This window comes from Micromonospora sagamiensis (assembly GCF_014680085.1).
In the GTDB taxonomy this organism is placed as follows: domain Bacteria; phylum Actinomycetota; class Actinomycetes; order Mycobacteriales; family Micromonosporaceae; genus Micromonospora; species Micromonospora inyonensis.
Map to the genome: position 1 here is coordinate 2,505,467 of NZ_AP023438.1, position 15,834 is coordinate 2,521,300.

General features: G+C 74.4%; 10 protein-coding genes and 1 pseudogene. 5 read left to right on the forward strand and 6 right to left on the reverse strand.

The features are described 5' to 3' along the window. Positions 1-5: 5 nt before the first annotated feature. From IGA62_RS10820 to IGA62_RS10835, 4 genes are all read left to right on the forward strand, one after another. The gene (locus tag IGA62_RS10820) at positions 6-1,730 is read left to right on the forward strand and encodes an acyclic terpene utilization AtuA family protein (protein WP_145815178.1); all 1,725 of its coding nucleotides are present in this window, start codon (positions 6-8) and stop codon (positions 1,728-1,730) included. Beyond that, the gene (locus IGA62_RS10825) at positions 1,727-3,328 is read left to right on the forward strand and encodes an acyl-CoA carboxylase subunit beta (protein WP_145815177.1); all 1,602 of its coding nucleotides are present in this window, start codon (positions 1,727-1,729) and stop codon (positions 3,326-3,328) included. Before IGA62_RS10820 ends, IGA62_RS10825 begins: the two co-directional genes overlap by 4 nt. A 71-nt stretch (positions 3,329-3,399) precedes the next feature. Further along, the gene (locus tag IGA62_RS10830) at positions 3,400-5,376 is read left to right on the forward strand and encodes an acetyl/propionyl/methylcrotonyl-CoA carboxylase subunit alpha (RefSeq protein ID WP_145815176.1); all 1,977 of its coding nucleotides are present in this window, start codon (positions 3,400-3,402) and stop codon (positions 5,374-5,376) included. Beyond that, positions 5,376-6,539: an acyl-CoA dehydrogenase family protein gene (locus tag IGA62_RS10835; RefSeq protein ID WP_145815175.1), complete on the forward strand. Its 1,164-nt coding sequence runs from the start codon at positions 5,376-5,378 to the stop codon at positions 6,537-6,539. Before IGA62_RS10830 ends, IGA62_RS10835 begins: the two co-directional genes overlap by 1 nt. A 13-nt stretch (positions 6,540-6,552) precedes the next feature. Here the strand turns inward: IGA62_RS10835 and IGA62_RS10840 are convergent, their stop codons facing one another. Together IGA62_RS10840 and IGA62_RS10845 are read right to left on the reverse strand one after the other, a co-directional pair. Then, positions 6,553-7,656 (reverse strand): hypothetical protein, encoded by a 1,104-nt coding sequence (locus tag IGA62_RS10840; RefSeq protein WP_145815174.1) that lies wholly within the window; start codon positions 7,654-7,656, stop codon positions 6,553-6,555. Further along, positions 7,653-8,588 carry a transporter substrate-binding domain-containing protein gene (locus IGA62_RS10845; protein ID WP_091452968.1) on the reverse strand — a complete coding sequence of 312 codons (936 nt, stop codon included), beginning with the start codon at positions 8,586-8,588 and terminating at the stop codon, positions 7,653-7,655. The genes IGA62_RS10840 and IGA62_RS10845 overlap by 4 nt, the downstream gene beginning before the upstream one ends. A 212-nt stretch (positions 8,589-8,800) precedes the next feature. Between IGA62_RS10845 and IGA62_RS10850 the strand changes: the two genes are divergently transcribed. Further along, positions 8,801-9,124 (forward strand): hypothetical protein, encoded by a 324-nt coding sequence (locus tag IGA62_RS10850; protein WP_145815173.1) that lies wholly within the window; start codon positions 8,801-8,803, stop codon positions 9,122-9,124. A gap of 24 nt (positions 9,125-9,148) precedes the next feature. Here IGA62_RS10850 and IGA62_RS10855 read toward each other — a convergent pair whose 3' ends face one another. The 4 genes and pseudogenes from IGA62_RS10855 to IGA62_RS10870 all read right to left on the reverse strand — a co-directional run bounded on the left by IGA62_RS10855 (position 9,149) and on the right by IGA62_RS10870 (position 15,740). Then, positions 9,149-10,657, reverse strand: coding sequence for a serine/threonine-protein kinase (locus tag IGA62_RS10855; protein ID WP_145815172.1), 1,509 nt, complete (start codon positions 10,655-10,657; stop codon positions 9,149-9,151). A 30-nt stretch (positions 10,658-10,687) separates the two neighbouring features. Beyond that, positions 10,688-11,140 (reverse strand): hypothetical protein, encoded by a 453-nt coding sequence (locus IGA62_RS10860; RefSeq protein WP_145815171.1) that lies wholly within the window; start codon positions 11,138-11,140, stop codon positions 10,688-10,690. 182 nt (positions 11,141-11,322) lie between these two features. After that, a pseudogene (locus IGA62_RS10865) lies at positions 11,323-14,907 on the reverse strand (adenylate/guanylate cyclase domain-containing protein); the annotation flags it as partial. Further along, the gene (locus IGA62_RS10870; protein ID WP_145815169.1) at positions 14,904-15,740 is read right to left on the reverse strand and encodes an MBL fold metallo-hydrolase; all 837 of its coding nucleotides are present in this window, start codon (positions 15,738-15,740) and stop codon (positions 14,904-14,906) included. The gene IGA62_RS10870 and the pseudogene IGA62_RS10865, both read right to left, overlap by 4 nt. Between the last annotated feature and the right edge of the window lie 94 nt (positions 15,741-15,834).

Below are 15,834 nucleotides of genomic sequence, written 5' to 3' on the forward strand. Positions count from 1 at the left end.
GTCGCGTGATCCGGATCGGCAACGCCTCGGGCTTCTACGGTGATCGGTCCACCGCCTGGCGGGAGATGCTCGACGGCGGCGAACTCGACGTGCTCACCGGCGACTACCTCGCCGAGCTGACCATGCTGATCCTCGGCCGGGACCGGCTCCGCGACTCCTCCCTCGGCTACGCGAAGACGTTCCTGAGGCAGTTGGAGGGCATCCTCGGCACCGCGCTGGAGCGGGGCGTACGGATCGTGACCAACGCCGGGGGCGTCAATCCCGCCGGGCTGGCCGCCGCGATCGGGACGCTCGCCGACCGCCTCGGTCTCACCGTCCGGGTCGGACACGTCGAGGGCGACGCCCTGGCACGGCCGGACGCGCTCACCGCGAACGCGTACCTGGGCGCGTTCGGCATCGCGGCCTGCCTGGAGGCGGGCGCGGACGTGGTGGTCACCGGGCGGGTCACCGACGCCTCCCTGGTGGTCGGTCCGGGCATCGCCCGGTTCGGGTGGCGGCGGGACGACCTCGACGCCCTCGCCGGGGCCACCGTCGCCGGGCACCTGGTCGAGTGCGGGGCGCAGGTGACCGGCGGGAACTTCAGCTTCTTCACCGAACTGCCGGACGGCGGACGGCGTCCCGGCTTCCCCGTCGCCGAGCTGCACCCGGACGGCTCGTCGGTGATCACCAAGCACCCGGGCACCGGCGGGGCGGTCACCGTGGAGACGGTAACCGCGCAACTCCTCTACGAGATCGGTGGGCCGGACTACCTCGGGCCGGACGTGGTGACCCGGCTCGACACGGTGACCCTGCACCAGGAGGGTCCCGACCGGGTACGCGTCAGCGGCACCCGGGGCACCCCGCCGCCGGCCACCCTGAAGGTGGGCGTCAACAACCTCGGCGGATTCCGCAACTCGATGACCTTCGTCCTCTGCGGACTGGACGTCCCGGCCAAGGCGGCGCTGGTCCGCGAGCAGATCGAGGCGGCGGTCGGGCCGGCGGGGCTGGAGTTCCGGCTCGCCCGCACGGACCACGTCGACGCGGACGACACGGAGACGGCGAGCGCGCTGTTGCACGTACACCTGCGGGACGGCGACCGGGCGCGGGCCGGGCGGGCCTTCTCGGCCGCCGCGGTGGAGCTGGCCCTGGCCTCCTACCCGGGCTGCACGCTGACCACCCTGCCCGGCGACGCGACGCCGTACGGGGTGTTCACCTCCGACACGGTGCCGCAGGACGCGGTCGCCCACGTCGCCGTGCTCCCCACCAGTGAACGCGTGTCGATCCCGCCCCCACCGCTGACGTGTGAGCAGGGGCCCCCTGCAGAGCAGAAATCACCTGTAGGGGGCCCTTCCTACCACCTCAGGCGGGAGCCGCTCGGAAAGCTGGTGGGGGCACGTTCGGGCGACAAGGGCGGTGACGCGAACCTCGGGGTCTGGGCGCGCTCCGAGCCGGCGTACGCCTGGCTGCGCGGCTGGCTGACCGTCGAACGCCTCGGCGAGCTGCTGCCGGAGACCGCCGGGCTGACCGTCGAGCGGTACGAGCTGCCCAACCTGCGCGCGGTGAACTTCGTGATCCGGGGCCTGCTCGGCCAGGGGGTGGCCGCCTCCACCCGGTTCGACCCCCAGGCCAAGGCGCTCGGTGAGCTGCTCCGGGCCCGGATCGTGGACCTGCCGGCGGAGCTGCTGCCGGCCGAGGGGACGACGCGATCGGCACCGCCGGGTGTCCGCGGCGGGGCGGAGGACCGGCCGTGACCACGTTGCACAGCACCGTCGATCCCACCTCGGCAGCCCACCGGGCCAACCGGAAGGCCCTGCTGTCCCGGCTGGCCGAGCTGGACGAGGCGCTGGACGCCGCCCGGGCCGGCGGCGGTGAGAAGTACGTCGCCCGGCACCACCGGCGCGGCAAGCTCCTGCCCCGGGAGCGGATCGAACTGCTGCTCGACCCGGACAGCCCGTTCCTGGAGCTGTCGCCGGTGGCCGCGTACGGCACGGACTTCCCGGTCGGGGCGAGCGTGGTGACCGGCATCGGGGTGGTCGAGGGGGTGGAGTGCCTGATCCTCGCCAACGACCCGACGGTACGCGGTGGCGCGGTCAACCCGTGGTCGTTGCGGAAGACCCGGCGGGCCGGGGAGATCGCGCTGGCCAACCGGCTGCCGATGGTGAACCTGGTCGAGTCGGCCGGGGCCGACCTGCCCACCCAGGCGGAGATCTTCATTCCGGGCGGTCGGGTGTTCCGGGACCTGACCCGGCTCAGCGCGGCGAAGATCCCCACGGTCAGCGTGGTCTTCGGCAACGCCACCGCCGGTGGGGCGTACATCCCGGGGATGTCCGACCAGACGATTATGATCCGGGACCGGTCGCAGGTCTACCTGGCCGGGCCGCCGCTGGTGAAGATGGCGACCGGTGAGGACGCCGACGACGAGTCGCTGGGCGGGGCGGCGATGCACGCCACCCGCTCCGGACTGGCCGACTTCCTCGCCACCGACGAGCGGGACGCCATCCGGCTGGCCCGGCGGTGCGTACGCCGGCTCAACTGGCGCAAGCAGGGCCCGCCGCCCCGCACCCCGCACCCGGCACCACCCCGGTACGACCCGGAGGAGCTGCTCGGCATCGTCAGCGCCGACCTGAAGGTGCCGTTCGACCCGCGTGAGGTCCTCGCCCGGGTGCTGGACGGCAGTGAGTTCGACGAGTTCAAGCCGGCGTACGGCACCGCGCTGGTCACCGGCTGGGGCGAGCTGCACGGGTACCCGGTCGGCGTGCTGGCCAACGCCCGGGGCGTGCTGTTCAGCGAGGAGGCGCAGAAGGCGGCCCAGTTCATCCAGCTCGCCAACGCCACCGACACCCCGCTGGTCTTCCTCCAGAACACCACCGGCTACATGGTCGGCACCGAGTACGAGCAGCGCGGCATCATCAAGCACGGCGCGCTGATGATCAACGCGGTGTCGAACTCGACCGTGCCGCACCTGACGGTCAACCTGGGCGCGTCCTACGGCGCGGGGAACTACGGCATGTGCGGGCGGGCGTACGACCCGCGCTTCCTGTTCACCTGGCCGAACGCGCGCTCGGCGGTGATGGGACCGGCCCAGCTGGCCGGGGTGCTGTCCATCGTGGCCCGGCAGGCCGCCGAGGCCCGGGGACGCGAGTACGACGAGGACTCCGACACCGCGATGCGGATGATGGTCGAGCAGCAGATCGAGTCGCAGTCCGGGGCGCTGTTCCTCTCCGGCCGGCTCTACGACGACGGGGTCATCGACCCCCGGGACACCCGTACCGTCCTCGGTCTCTGCCTGTCGGCGGTGCACGGCGCACCGGTTCGGGGCGCCGACGGCTTCGGCGTCTTCCGGTTGTGACTCCGGTGAGCGCGAGGAACGCAGCGAAGCGGAGTCCCGCAGTCGCGAACGAAGGGCATGGTCAGCTGCCGATGATCACCAGACTTCTCGTGGCCAACCGGGGTGAGATCGCCCGCCGGATCTTCGCCACCTGCCGGACGCTCGGCGTGGAGACGGTCGCCGTGCACTCCGACGCGGACGCCGACGCGCCCTTCGTGGGCGAGGCCGACCGGGCGGTACGCCTGCCCGGCAACACACCCGCCGAGACGTACCTGCGGGTCGACCTGATCCTGGACGCGGCCCGGCGCAGCGGCGCGGACGCCGTCCACCCCGGCTACGGCTTTCTCGCGGAGAACGCCGACTTCGCGGCGGCGGTGGCCGACGCCGGGCTGACCTGGGTCGGCCCACCGGCCGCCGCCATCGCGGCGATGGGCGACAAGGTGGCGGCCAAGACGCTGCTCGCGGCGGCCGGCGTGCCGATGCTGCCGACCTGGACCGACCCCGGCCAGGTCACCGACTTCCCGGTGCTGGTCAAGGCGTCCGCGGGCGGCGGTGGGCGGGGCATGCGTGTCGTCCGGGACGCCGACGGCCTCGCCGGGGCGGTCGCCTCCGCGAGCCGTGAGGCGGCCAGCGCGTTCGGCGACGGCACGGTCTTCGTCGAGCGGTACGTCGAACGTGGCCGCCACGTCGAGGTGCAGATCTTCGGGGACACCCACGGCACGGTCGCCGCGCAGGGCGTCCGCGAGTGCTCGATCCAGCGTCGACACCAGAAGCTCGTCGAGGAGGCCCCGGGAGTCCTTCCGCCGGAACTGCGGCAGAAGCTGCACGAGGCCGCGGTGGCCGCCGGGCGGGCGGTCGGCTACGTCGGTGCGGGCACGGTGGAGTTCCTGCTCGCCCCCACCGGCGAGTTCTTCTTCCTGGAGATGAACACCCGTCTCCAGGTCGAGCACCCGGTCACCGAACTCACCACCGGCCTGGACCTCGTCCGGCTGCAACTGCTGGTCGCCGAGGGCGAGCCGCTGCCGTTCACGCAGGCCCCACCGGTCGACGGCCACGCGATCGAGGTACGGCTCTGCGCCGAGGACCCGCCGCGCGACTGGCGTCCGGCGACCGGCACCCTGCACCGGTTCGCCGTGCCCGGGGTGGCCGTCGAGTTCGGTCATCTCGCGCGCCCGGGTCTGCGGCTGGACTCCGGCGTGGCGGACGGCTCCACCGTGGGCGTGCACTACGACTCGATGCTGGCGAAGCTCGTCGCCCGGGGGCCGACCCGCGCACAGGCGGCCCGGCTGCTGGCCGGCGCACTGGCCCGGGCCGAACTGCACGGGGTGGCCACCAACCGCGACCTGCTGATCCGGGTGCTGCGCAGCCCGGAGTTCCTCGCCGCCGAGGTCGACACCGGTTTCCTCGACCGGCATCCGGAGGTCTTCGCGCCGCTGCTGCCCGCCGCCGAGCTGCCGCTGACCGCCCTCGCCGCCGCGCTCGCCTCGGCCGCCGCCCGCCGCGCCGAGGCACCGGTGCTCGGTTCCCTCCCGTCCGGTTGGCGGAACGTTCCGGCGTTTCCCCAGGTCACCCGCTTCGCCGGGCCGGACGGCGAGATCGAGGTCCGGTACCGGCTGGACCGCACCGGCGGGCTCGCCGAGTGGTCCACCGACCCGTCCGACGACCGGTCCGTCACCCTCGTCGGGGCCACCGGCGACCGGGTCGTGCTGGACGTCGACGGGGAGCGGCGGACGTACCGCGTACACCGGGTGGGGTCGGAGGTCTTCGTGGACGGCCCGGACGGTGCGACGAGCCTCGCCGAGCTGCCGCGTCTCCCGCTGCCCACCGCCGAGCTGGCGGCCGGCTCGTTGCTGGCACCGCTGCCCGGCACGGTCACCCGTCGGCACGTCGAGGTCGGTGCGCGGGTCGCCGCCGGTGACCCGCTGCTGACGCTGGAGGCGATGAAGCTCGAACACCCCGTGCTCGCCCCGGTCGACGGCGTCGTCACCGACCTGCCGGTGCCCACCGGCGGGCAGGTCGAGACGGGTGCCGTGCTGGCCGTGGTCGACCCGACCGAGGAGGACGCCTGATGAACTTCGACCTCACCGACGAGCAGGAACAGCTCCGCGACGCCGTCCGGGCGCTGGGCCGGCGGTACGGCCACCGGTACTTCGTGGCGAAGGCGAAGGCCGGCGAGCACACCACCGAACTGTGGGAGGAGGCCGGCCGGCTCGGCTACCTGGGGGTCAACATCCCCACCGAGTACGGCGGCGGGGGCGGCGGCATCACCGAGCTGGCGATCGTCTGCGAGGAACTGGCCGCCGCCGGCTGCCCGCTGCTGCTGCTGGTGGTCTCCCCCGCCATCGCCGCCACGGTCATCGCCCGGCACGGCACCGACGGGCAACGCGAGCGTTTCCTGCCCGGACTGGCCGACGGTTCGCTGAAGGTGGTCTTCGCGATCACCGAGCCGGAGGCCGGGTCGAACTTCCACCGGCTCGGTACGGTGGCCCGCCGCGACGGCGACGACTGGCTGCTCTCCGGCCGCAAGTGCTACATCTCCGGCGTCGACGAGGCAGGCTACGTGCTGGTGGTGGCGCGGACCGAGAACGCCAGCTCCGGGAGGCTCGAACCGGCGCTCTTCGTCGTGCCGACGGACGCGGCCGGGCTGACCCGCTCGAAGCTGGACATGGAGATCGTCTCTCCGGAGAACCAGTTCCTGCTCTACCTCGACGACGTGCGGTTGCCCGCCGACGCGCTGGTCGGTGGGTCGCTCGACGCCGGCCTGCCGGCGCTCTTCGCCGGCCTCAATCCGGAGCGGATCACCGTCGCCGCGATGGGGGCCGGCACCGGCCGGTACGCGATCGAGCGCGCCTCGGAGTACACCGCCACCCGCGCGGTCTGGGGTGGCCGGAGCATCGGCGCGCACCAGGGGGTGTCCCATCCGCTGGCGCACGCGGCGATCCAGGTCGAACTGGCCCGACTGATGATCTACAAGGCGGCGGCCCTCTACGACGCCGGCCGGGACCTGGAGGCCGGCATCTCCGCCAACATGGCCAAGTACGCGGCCGGCGAGGCCGCCGCGCTCGCCGTGGACACCGCCGTCCAGGTGCACGGCGGGGCGGGCATGACCACCGAGTACGGCGTCGCCACCCTGCTCGGGGCGGTCCGCGCCGGCCGGATCGCGCCGGTCAGCCGGGAGATGATCCTCAACTTCGTGGCCCAGCACGTGCTCGGCCAGGACCGGTCGTACTGAGCGGCGCGACCGGTCAGCCCGGGGTACGGCAGGCGGCGTCGATGCGGTGCACCGGCCGTACCCGCCGGCCCAGCCCCTCCAGCAGCGAGTCCTCGACGTGGAAGTCGTGGGCCCGCAGCCGGTGCCGGGGCAGCTCGTCCTCGTTCGGGCAGAGCACCTGCGCCTCGACCCGGTCCACCGGGACGAACCGCACCCCGCCCCGGGCCTCCAGGATCGTCATGTGCACGTCGTCGACGGCCACCACGTGCCCCCGCACGTCCTCGCTACCCCCGGTCGCACTCACCGTGACGACGGTCAGCGGCAGCACCGGAGTGGTGATCACCGGCAGCGCGGCCCAGGCCAGGATGACCAGCACGGCGGCCTGGGTGACCGGGGCGAGCGGGCGGAGCACCGCGCGGGGCAGCGGTCCGGCGACGCCGCAGGCGAGCAGCGGCGGCCCACCGAGCAGCAGCAGGGCCACCAGGTCCCGCTGGTCCCAGGCGTCGGCCATGGTGGGCAGGGCCAGCCAGCCGTACCCCGCCAGCAGGGCGGTCAGGAGCAGCAGTCGGGGCAGCAGCCGCTCGTGCAACCGCTCCGGGGTGATCTGGAACGCGGCGGCGACCGCGGGCAGCAGCAGGGGCAGGTAGAGCAGCTCCCAGGTGACCAGGGCGAACAGGAAGCTCGTCAGCACCAGCCAGGCCGGGGTGATGTCGGCCCACCGGGCGAAGAGGGGCCGGCGGGCCGCCGGGACGGGGCCGTCGGCGTCGGGGGCCGGCCCATCGGCGCTGACGGCGAAGACCGCACCGAGGGCGAAGATGGCGACCAGGACGGTGGAGACCAGCTGGGCCGCGGTGGTGAGGAAGCCGGCGATCAGGTTCACCGGCCCGACGTTCGCCACCAGCAGCAGCGTGGTCTGGAGTTCTCCCCCGGCCTCCACCGCGAGCCGCAGCACCGAGAAGACCGCCGGTACGCCGACGACGAGCGTCCAGAATGACTGGCTCGCCCGGTCCCGCCGCTCGGCCTGGCCGGCGTCCCGGTCCCGCCCGGTCCCGCTCTCCGCGCCCTCGTCGCCGGGCCGGACCGGGGCGGGCTCCGGACCGGGGGAGACGGTCGGGTGGTCGTCGACGGGGGCACTCATCGCGTCGGCGCCTTGTCGTCGAAGTCCACCAGGTCCGGCACGTCCAACGGCTGCGGCTGGGGCAGGTCCGCCTTCAGCCACGGGCCGAGCGTCGTGTGGTACGCCGTCAGCCAGGGACTGCTGCCGTCCCGGCGCCCCTGTCGGTAGCTCTTGTCCAGAAAGTAGGCGACCAGGTCGCGCAGTGCCGGGTCACCGATCGGCACTCCCACACCGATCCGCTCGCTGGTGCCGAAGGGCATGTCGACGATCTGGAACTCGGTGGGGAACTGGGAGCGGAACCCGGCCAGGATGGCCTCGTCGGAGCTGACCACGTCGTACCGGCCCTCGCGGATGCCCCGGACGCAGTCGGAGACGTTCTTGACCACCCGGGGGCGGATGCCGTGTTCCTCCAGTTCCGCCTCACTGGTCGATCCACCGCTGGCGCAGACCCGCAGCGCGGGGTCACGCAGGTCCTCGATGGTCCGGACCCGGTCCTTGAGCCGGAGCGGGACCAGGACCTCCTGTGTGGTGACGAAGTACGGACCGGCGAAGAGGACCTGACTCTCCCGGTCCCTGGTCATCGAGAAGCTGCTGACGACCAGGTCGACCTGGCCGCTCTGGAGGGCGGGGATACGGTCCTCGGTGGCCAGCGGCACCAGGTCGATCCGCTGGTCCCCCTCGTAGCCGAGCGACGCGGCGACGTACCGGGCGATCTTGGCCTCGAAGTTGACGAAGGCGTTCTTCTCCTCGTCCAGCAGCGGGTCCAGGATCGCCACCCCGATCCGCAGCTTCGGCTGGCCGTGGACCTGCGTCTCGCGCAGTTTCTCCTGCACGGAGGGGAACTCCGGCTCCTGACTGCTGTCGCAACCGGCGACCGCCGCGAGGGAGAGCGTCAGGGTGACCGCCAGCGCGGTGGCGATCGCCCGGAGCTGCTGTCGGGACGGCATGTTCATGGACGGCCTCCCGGAGGATCGAACCAGCAGGGCACCCAGGGTAAGCGGACAACTCCAATCCGCACCCGCTCCGGACGGGCCCGATGGACGCCAGTCGCGAATCAGACACCCCGGGTGACCGGCAGTCGACCGGCGCGGATCCGGGGAGCGTCCGACCCGGCCGGGGACGGCTCCGAGGTTGACAGCGCGGGCGGGCGGGTGATGCTGGACGGGTGACGCGTCTATCCCGATCCCGTGCCCGGATCCTGGCGGCGGTCGCCGTGCTCGCGGCGGTCTCCGCCATGGTCACCCTGGTCGTCCTGCGCCGGGACGACTTCCTGGGCGTGGTGCTGGCCATCCTCGTCGTCCTGCTCGCGATGATCGCGGGGGTCGCCGTCGACGCGGCGCGCCACCAGCCGCCGGCCGGGCCGGCGACCGTGGCCGCGCCCCCGCAGCAGGCCACGGGTGGCCTCCACGGGATCGACGCGCCCACCCTGGAGACCCTCGACAATCCGATGATGGTGGCGGCGCTACGGACCCGACTCCGCGACCGCTGACCGCGCCGGCACCGACCGGAGGGGTCAGCGCAGGCTGAGGGTCGGCATCGCCAGGCCGTCGACCCCACGGCCGGCCAGACAGCGGTACGTCTGGTCGGCGTCGGTGTCGTCCGGCGGCAGCACCTCCAGCTTCCACCCGTCCGCCTGGGTAAGCCCGCTGGTCAGCCGGAAGGTCGTGGGGTTGCAGACCTGCCGGACCGACGGGGCCGCCCTGACCACGTCGTGATCGGCGCCGACCAGCTCGGCGGGGAGATCACCCTCGGCGTAGCTCTCCCAGGTGTGCCGTCGATCACACCGGACCCGGACGGCCTGGGCCCGGGTGCCGCGGATCCGGACCGGGCCGAAGCACTGCAACTCGTCGGCGCAGCGGCCACCCGTGGGTAGCTTGGTCACCCCGTCCACACAGCCGGGGAGCACGCCCGCGACGGCGGTCGTGGACGGCAACGGGTCCGGCGTCCGGGCGCTGCCCGCCACCCAGGCCCCGGCACCCGCGGACGCGACCAGGGCGAGCACGCCCGCCCCACCGAGGAACCAGCGCCGACGGCGGCGCACCGGTGCCGGCACGGTGGGGTGGCTCTCCTCCATCGGGGTACGCGGTGTGGGCTGGGTGTGCCCGTGTGCCGGGTCGTCGCCGGTGCGCTCGGCCGGGCCGGGGGGCCGCCAGGGCCCGACGAAGGTGGTCCCCCCGTGGTGCGGGTGGTCCGTCGTGCCCAGCGGCAGCCCGGCCAGCAGGCCACGCAGCTCGACCGCGGAGGGCCGGGCACCCGGATCGTTCGACATGCCCAGCCGGAGCACCTCGACCAGCTCGTCCGGCACCCCGGGCAGTCCCGGGATCGGGTGGTGGAACATCTCCAGTACGGTGACCAGGCTCGGGTTGCGCTCCGACTGCCAGCGCGGCGGCCGGCCGTGCATCACCGCGTACAGGGTGGCGCAGAGGGAGTAGACGTCCACGGCCGGCGAGGGCGGGCTGTGGTTGAACATCTCCGGCGGCGCGTACGCCGGGGTGAGCACCTCCATGGTGACCGTCGGATCGCGCACCTCGGCCAGCACGGCCAGCCCGAAGTCGGCGAGCACCGCCGAGTTGAAGTGCGAGTGGAGGATGTTGGCCGGCTTCACGTCGCGGTGCAGCACGCCGGCCGCGTGCGAGTGCGCCAGGGCGTCCGCGATCTTGACGCCGAGGTCGCGCGCCTCGACCGGGCCGAGGGGCGAGGTCCGCATGCGCTCGGCGTACGACCCGTCGCAGAGCTCCATGATGAGGTACGGGTGCTGGTCGATGGTGACGCCGACGTCGAAGAGGTCCACCACGTGCGGGTGGGACGACATCCGACCGGCGGCCCGCGCCTCACGCAGAAAGCGGGCCTGGTCCCGCTCGCTGTCCAGGGTGCGGTTCTCCACCTTGACCGCGACCTCACGCCCGACGGAGATCTGGACGGCCCGGTAGACGGTGGCGTAGCCACCTCGGGCAAATACCTGCAAATCAGTCAGACCGGGCACGATTGGCTTCGGCAGGGCGCCGGGCGGGGTGGCGGTCACAGCTCGAAAATACCCAACTCGTCCGGCGGCTCAGAGTCCCGCACCGGTGACCAGCGTGGACGGCAACCCGGGACGGCCGGCGGCACCCCGACGGGCGTCCGCGCGGAGCCCGAGCGCGGTCGCCAGGGCTCCCAGTCCCTCCCACGCGGCCACCCCGAGGAACCCGACCGGGGCGATGTCCGCCGCCACCACGAGGGCGAACACGGTGACGGTGACCAGCCGGAACACCACAGTGAACCGGAAGAACGAGCGCCACTCGCTGACCGCGGCGAGGAGGTAGTAGACCCCCATGTTGAACGCCGCCATGGAGGACGCGACCAGGAAGGTGCCGGTGTGGTCACCGGAGGCGCGGATCGGCGGCACGGCGAGACCGAGCAGGCCGAGCAGGGCCGCCGGCCAGAGCAGCCCGAGCACACCGCTCAGCAGCGCCATCCCGCCGAAGACCGCGACGGTCCAGCCGGCGGCGGAGCGCGGCAGCCTCATGACGGTCCTCCTGTGGGTACGGCCGTCGCTGTGGACCACCGCTGTGCCCCTCCACGCTAGCCGCTGCGGCGCGTCCGGGCATCGGCGGAACCGGCAGATCCCGCCGAACCGGCCGAGCCCGGTGTCGGCGGCGCACCCGGAATCGGCGTCCCGGTGGCCAGGCCCGGCGTGGCCGGGACGAGCAACCGGACCCGCAGTGCCTCCGCACCGGCCCGCTCACTGCGCTGCTCCGTGGCGTACGCCAGCCGGACCGCCTCCTCGGCGGCGGCCAGCGCCTCCACCGGACGGCCGCACGCGCTCGACGTCTCGGCGAGCACCATCGCCGCGACCACCTGGCTGCGGACGTCCTCGGCCGGGGCGGCGACCGCCCGACGGGCCCAGTCCAGCGCCTGCTCGTGCTGGCCGAGGGCGAGCAGCGCCGAGGCGTACCGGGCCAGGGTCTGCCGGCGGGAGATGAGCAGCGCCGGGGTGTTGCCGGCGGTCGCCACCGGGGCGAGCAGCCCCACCGCAGTGGTCGGGTCACCGGCCGCCAGCCGGGCCATCGCCAACAGCACCCGGGGCGCCACCTGGGCCGGAGCCTGCGGGTTGTGCGGCTCCACGGCGGTGAGCACCGCGCGGGCGTACCGCTCGGCCGCCGCCCCGTCGCCCAGGTCCAGCGCGACGAAGCCGCGCAGGGTGCCGGCCATGCCGGTGAGCAGCGGGTGGGTGGTGCGCCCGGCGTGGTCGAGGGCGTCGGAGAGCAGGTCCGCCGCGTGCTCCGGCTCGCCCAGCCCTCGGGCGATCGCACCCCGCACCACCAGGGCGAAGCCGCGCCCCCAGTCGTCGGAGGCGGCGACGAAGTCCCGGTACGCGCGCCGGGCCGAGCGGTCCGCCTCGGCCAGCTCGCCCAGTTCGGCGGCGGCGTACGCCTCGACCGCCCGCAGCGTGCCGACCGCCCACGCCTCGCCGATCCGCTCGCCGAAGGGCAGGAAGATTCGCGCCAGCCGGTACGCCTCGTTCAGCCGGCCGGCGAGCAGCCGGGCGAACGCCGTCGTGCCGCGCAGCCAGGCCCGCCCGTACGGGTCCTTCAGCTCGGCGAAGAGGCGGGCGGCCCGGCCGAGCACCGCGTCGGTGCCGGCGAAGTCGCCCCGGGTGGTGGTCACCCAGGCGAGGTTCTGCAACGACCACGCCTGCCCGCGCGGGTCCTGGGCGGCCAGGCTGACCTGGTACGCGGCGGCGAGCCGGCTGCTGGCCTGCCCGAGCCGCCCGGTGACGAAGTCGGCCATGCCGAGCCGGCGCATCGCCGAGGCGCGCAGCGTGGGCAGCTCGGCGGCGGCGGCCACCTGCAACGCCTCCTGCCAGCTCGCCACCGCCCGCCCCAGGTCACCGAGGTTCTGGTACGCCTGCCCGGCCAGCAGCAGGGCGTTGGCCCGGGTCGCCCCGTCGTCGGTGGCGTTGGCCGCGATCTTCTCGGCGAAGGCGAGCGCGTCGGGGGCCCGGCCGACCTGGAGCAACGCCCGGGCGTGCACCACCCGGGCCGCCACCGGCAGCCCGTCCCGGGCCAGCTCGGCGGCGCGTTCGGCGTACTCGACGGCGAGCGCCGGCTCCCCGGCGGCGAGCGAGCGACGGGCGGCCCGGTCCAGCGCGGCCACGCCCAGCGGGGCCACCGTACGGGCCGGCGCGTCGGGACGGAGCCCGACCGCGTCGGCGAGTGCGTTGGCCCGCTCGGCGTGCTCGGCGACGAACTCGTCCCGGGCGGCGTCGGTGAACCCGCCCGGCGGCACCGGCGCGCCAGCGCTGTCGGCCGGGGCGGCCCAGCGGGCCAGGGCGGCGTGCCGGTCGGCCAGGTCGGCCTTGCTGACCCCGGCGTAGGCGGCCTCCCGCATCAACGGGGTGGCGAAGGAGTAGCCGGTCCGGGTGCGGTGCAGCATCCGGCGTTGCAGCAGTTCCTCCACGGCCCGGTCCAGCTCGACCGCGACCACGGCGGCCGGCCGGCCGTCCCGCCCGGTGCGCCGCTCGCGCAGCGCCTCCAGGGTGCCCGTGGGCACGGTGTCGCCGACCACGGCCGCGTCCCGCAGCACCGAGCGGGCCTCGGCCGGAAGCGCGTCGATCCGGGCCGCCAGCACGGCGGCGAGGTCACGGGAGAGCAGACGGCTGCCGAGGGAGCCCGGGGCCAGTCGCCAGGTCGCCGCGCCGGTGCCGTCCCGCTCCGCCCCGGCGGTCAGCGCCCCCCGCTCCATCAGCAGGGTCACCAGCTCGGCCAGGTAGAACGGATTGCCCTGGGCGGTGGCGAGCAACCGGTCGGCGTCGGCCTGGGGCAGCTTCCCGCCGCCGAGGTAGGTGGTGAGCAGCCGGGAGGCGTCCGCGCCGCGCAGCGGAGGCAGCACGTGCACCTCGGCCTCGGAGAGCCGGGTCAACGTGCCGGCCGTCCGGACCAGTTCGGGGCGGCCGAGCAGCAGCACCAGCACCGGTCCGGCCAGCCGGGACAGGGTGACCCCGAGCGCCCGGATGGTCTCCGGCGTGGCGTCGTGCAGGTCGTCGACGACCACCACCAGGGGCGCCTCGGCGGCCAGGCCGCTGAGCAGTCCCGCCACGGCGGTCGGCACCGCCTCGGCGTCCGGCGGCGGGCTGTTCGCGTTCCACTCGGCGTCGTCGGTCGGCCCGCCGTGCGTACCGGGCAGGTCGACGTAACCGAGCAGGGCCAGCAACTGGTCGGTGGCGAGCGGCGGCGGCACCGGCTGCACCCGGGCGAGCCGCTGTTCGAGGCGGCGCAGCCGCTCCTCCACGGCGGCCCGGGTGACCGCGGTCGCGGTGTCGCCGGGCAGGCCCACCGCGGCCCGCACGAGGTCGGCGAGGGGGGCGAGCCGGCGGCGCTCGCCGAAGGCCGCGCAGCGTACCGAGAGCACCCGTGCGCCGGTGTGCGCGGCGTACCGGCCGGCACCGACGTCGTACCCGGCGGCGAGGCGTTCGGTCTCGGCGGCGAACCGGGACTTGCCGATCCCCGCCTCGGCGGTCATCAGCAGCACCCTCGGCTCGCCCCGGTCGATCACCTCGGCGAGCCGGCCGGCGACCCGACCGACCTCGGCCTCCCGGCCGACGAACGGGGCCTCGTCCCCGAGCCCGGAACGGGTGCCCGGGGCGTCCAGGAGCCCGAGCAGTTCGTACGCCTCGACCGGCTCTCGTTTGCCCTTCAACCGCAGCGGGCGCAGCGCCCGCCAGGAGGCGACGTGCCGGGTGGCGGCGGCGGTGCGACCTCCGGCGTACACCGCGCCGACGGCGGCGGCGTCGGCCAACCGGGCGGCCGTGTTCACCGTGTCGCCGATGACCGTGTACTCGATGGCGGCCTGGATGCCGGCGATCACGTCCCCGGTGTTCAGCCCGACCCGCAGGCCGAGCGGGGCACCGCCGCCGCGTTCGTCGTCGAGCACCCGGCGGACCGCCCGTTGCATGGAGAGCGCGGCCCGCACGGCCCGCTCGGCGTCGTCCTCGTGGGCGACCGGCGCGCCGAAGACCGCCATGATGCCGTCGCCGGTCAGCTTGTCGACGTGCCCGCCGAACGTCTTCACCGCCCCGGCGAGCGCGGCGAGCACCCGGTCGGTGACCGCGCCGACCCGCTCCGGGTCGAGGTCCTCCGACCAGGAGGTGAAGTCGGACAGGTCACCGAAGAGCACGGTGACGACCCGGCGCTCGGCCGCCGGCAGGGTCGCGGCGGCCGGCAGCGCGGCCCCGCAGTTGTGGCAGAACCGGGCACCGGGTACGGCGACGGTTCCACACACCGGGCACGTCACGGTTGGTCCAACCGCGCTTCTGCGCCACCGGATTCCCGGGGCGTCACCCCCAGGTACTCCAGTTGGGCGCGGACCGACCACTCGGCCGCCCACCACAGGGAGCGGTCCACGTCCGCGTACACCCGGGCGACCACCTCGGCGGCGGTGGTGTCCCCGGCGGCGACCGCGGCCCGGACCTGGTCGAGCCGGGCCCGCCGGTGGGCGAGGTAGTAGTCGGCGGCGGCGCCGCAGTCGGCCAGCGCCGGGCCGTGTCCCGGCAGCGCGGTGACCCCCCGGTACGCCGACAGCCGACCCAGGCTGACCAGGTACTCGCCGAGATCACCGTCGGGGTGGGCGACCACGGTGGTGCCCCGGCCGAGGATGGTGTCACCGGTGAGGACGACCCGCTCGTCCTCGTGCTCGACGAGGAAGCAGACCGAGTCGGCGGTGTGTCCGGGGGTGGGGACCAGGTCGATCAGGAAACCGAAGCCACCGAAGGACTCCCACGGCTCGACGAGCGGTTCGGCGTCGATGGTGTGCGCCGGGTCGGCGGCGAGGACCGGGACCCCGCCGAGCAGTTCGGCCAGGCGGCGGGACCCGTCGGTGTGGTCCGGGTGGCCGTGGGTGATCAACACGAACCCGATCGGCGCGTGGGCGGCGATCCGGGCCAGGTGCTCCTCGTCGGCGGGGCCGGGGTCGACCACGACCGTCTCGTCCCGCCCCGGGGCGCGCAGCAGCCAGGTGTTGGTGCCGTCGAGGGTCATCGGACCGGGGTTCGGCGCGCGTAGCAGCGTCACCCAGTCCGGCAGCGCATCAGCCAGCGCGGCCGCCGGCGTCGTCAAGTGCCCCGTCATGGCTGCGATCGTACGACCCGGCCGGCCACTCCTCGCGATCTTGAAAGCCGTACCGGCCGGCGGGACGCGTACCCCGCCCGGCCGGGCCGGAGCC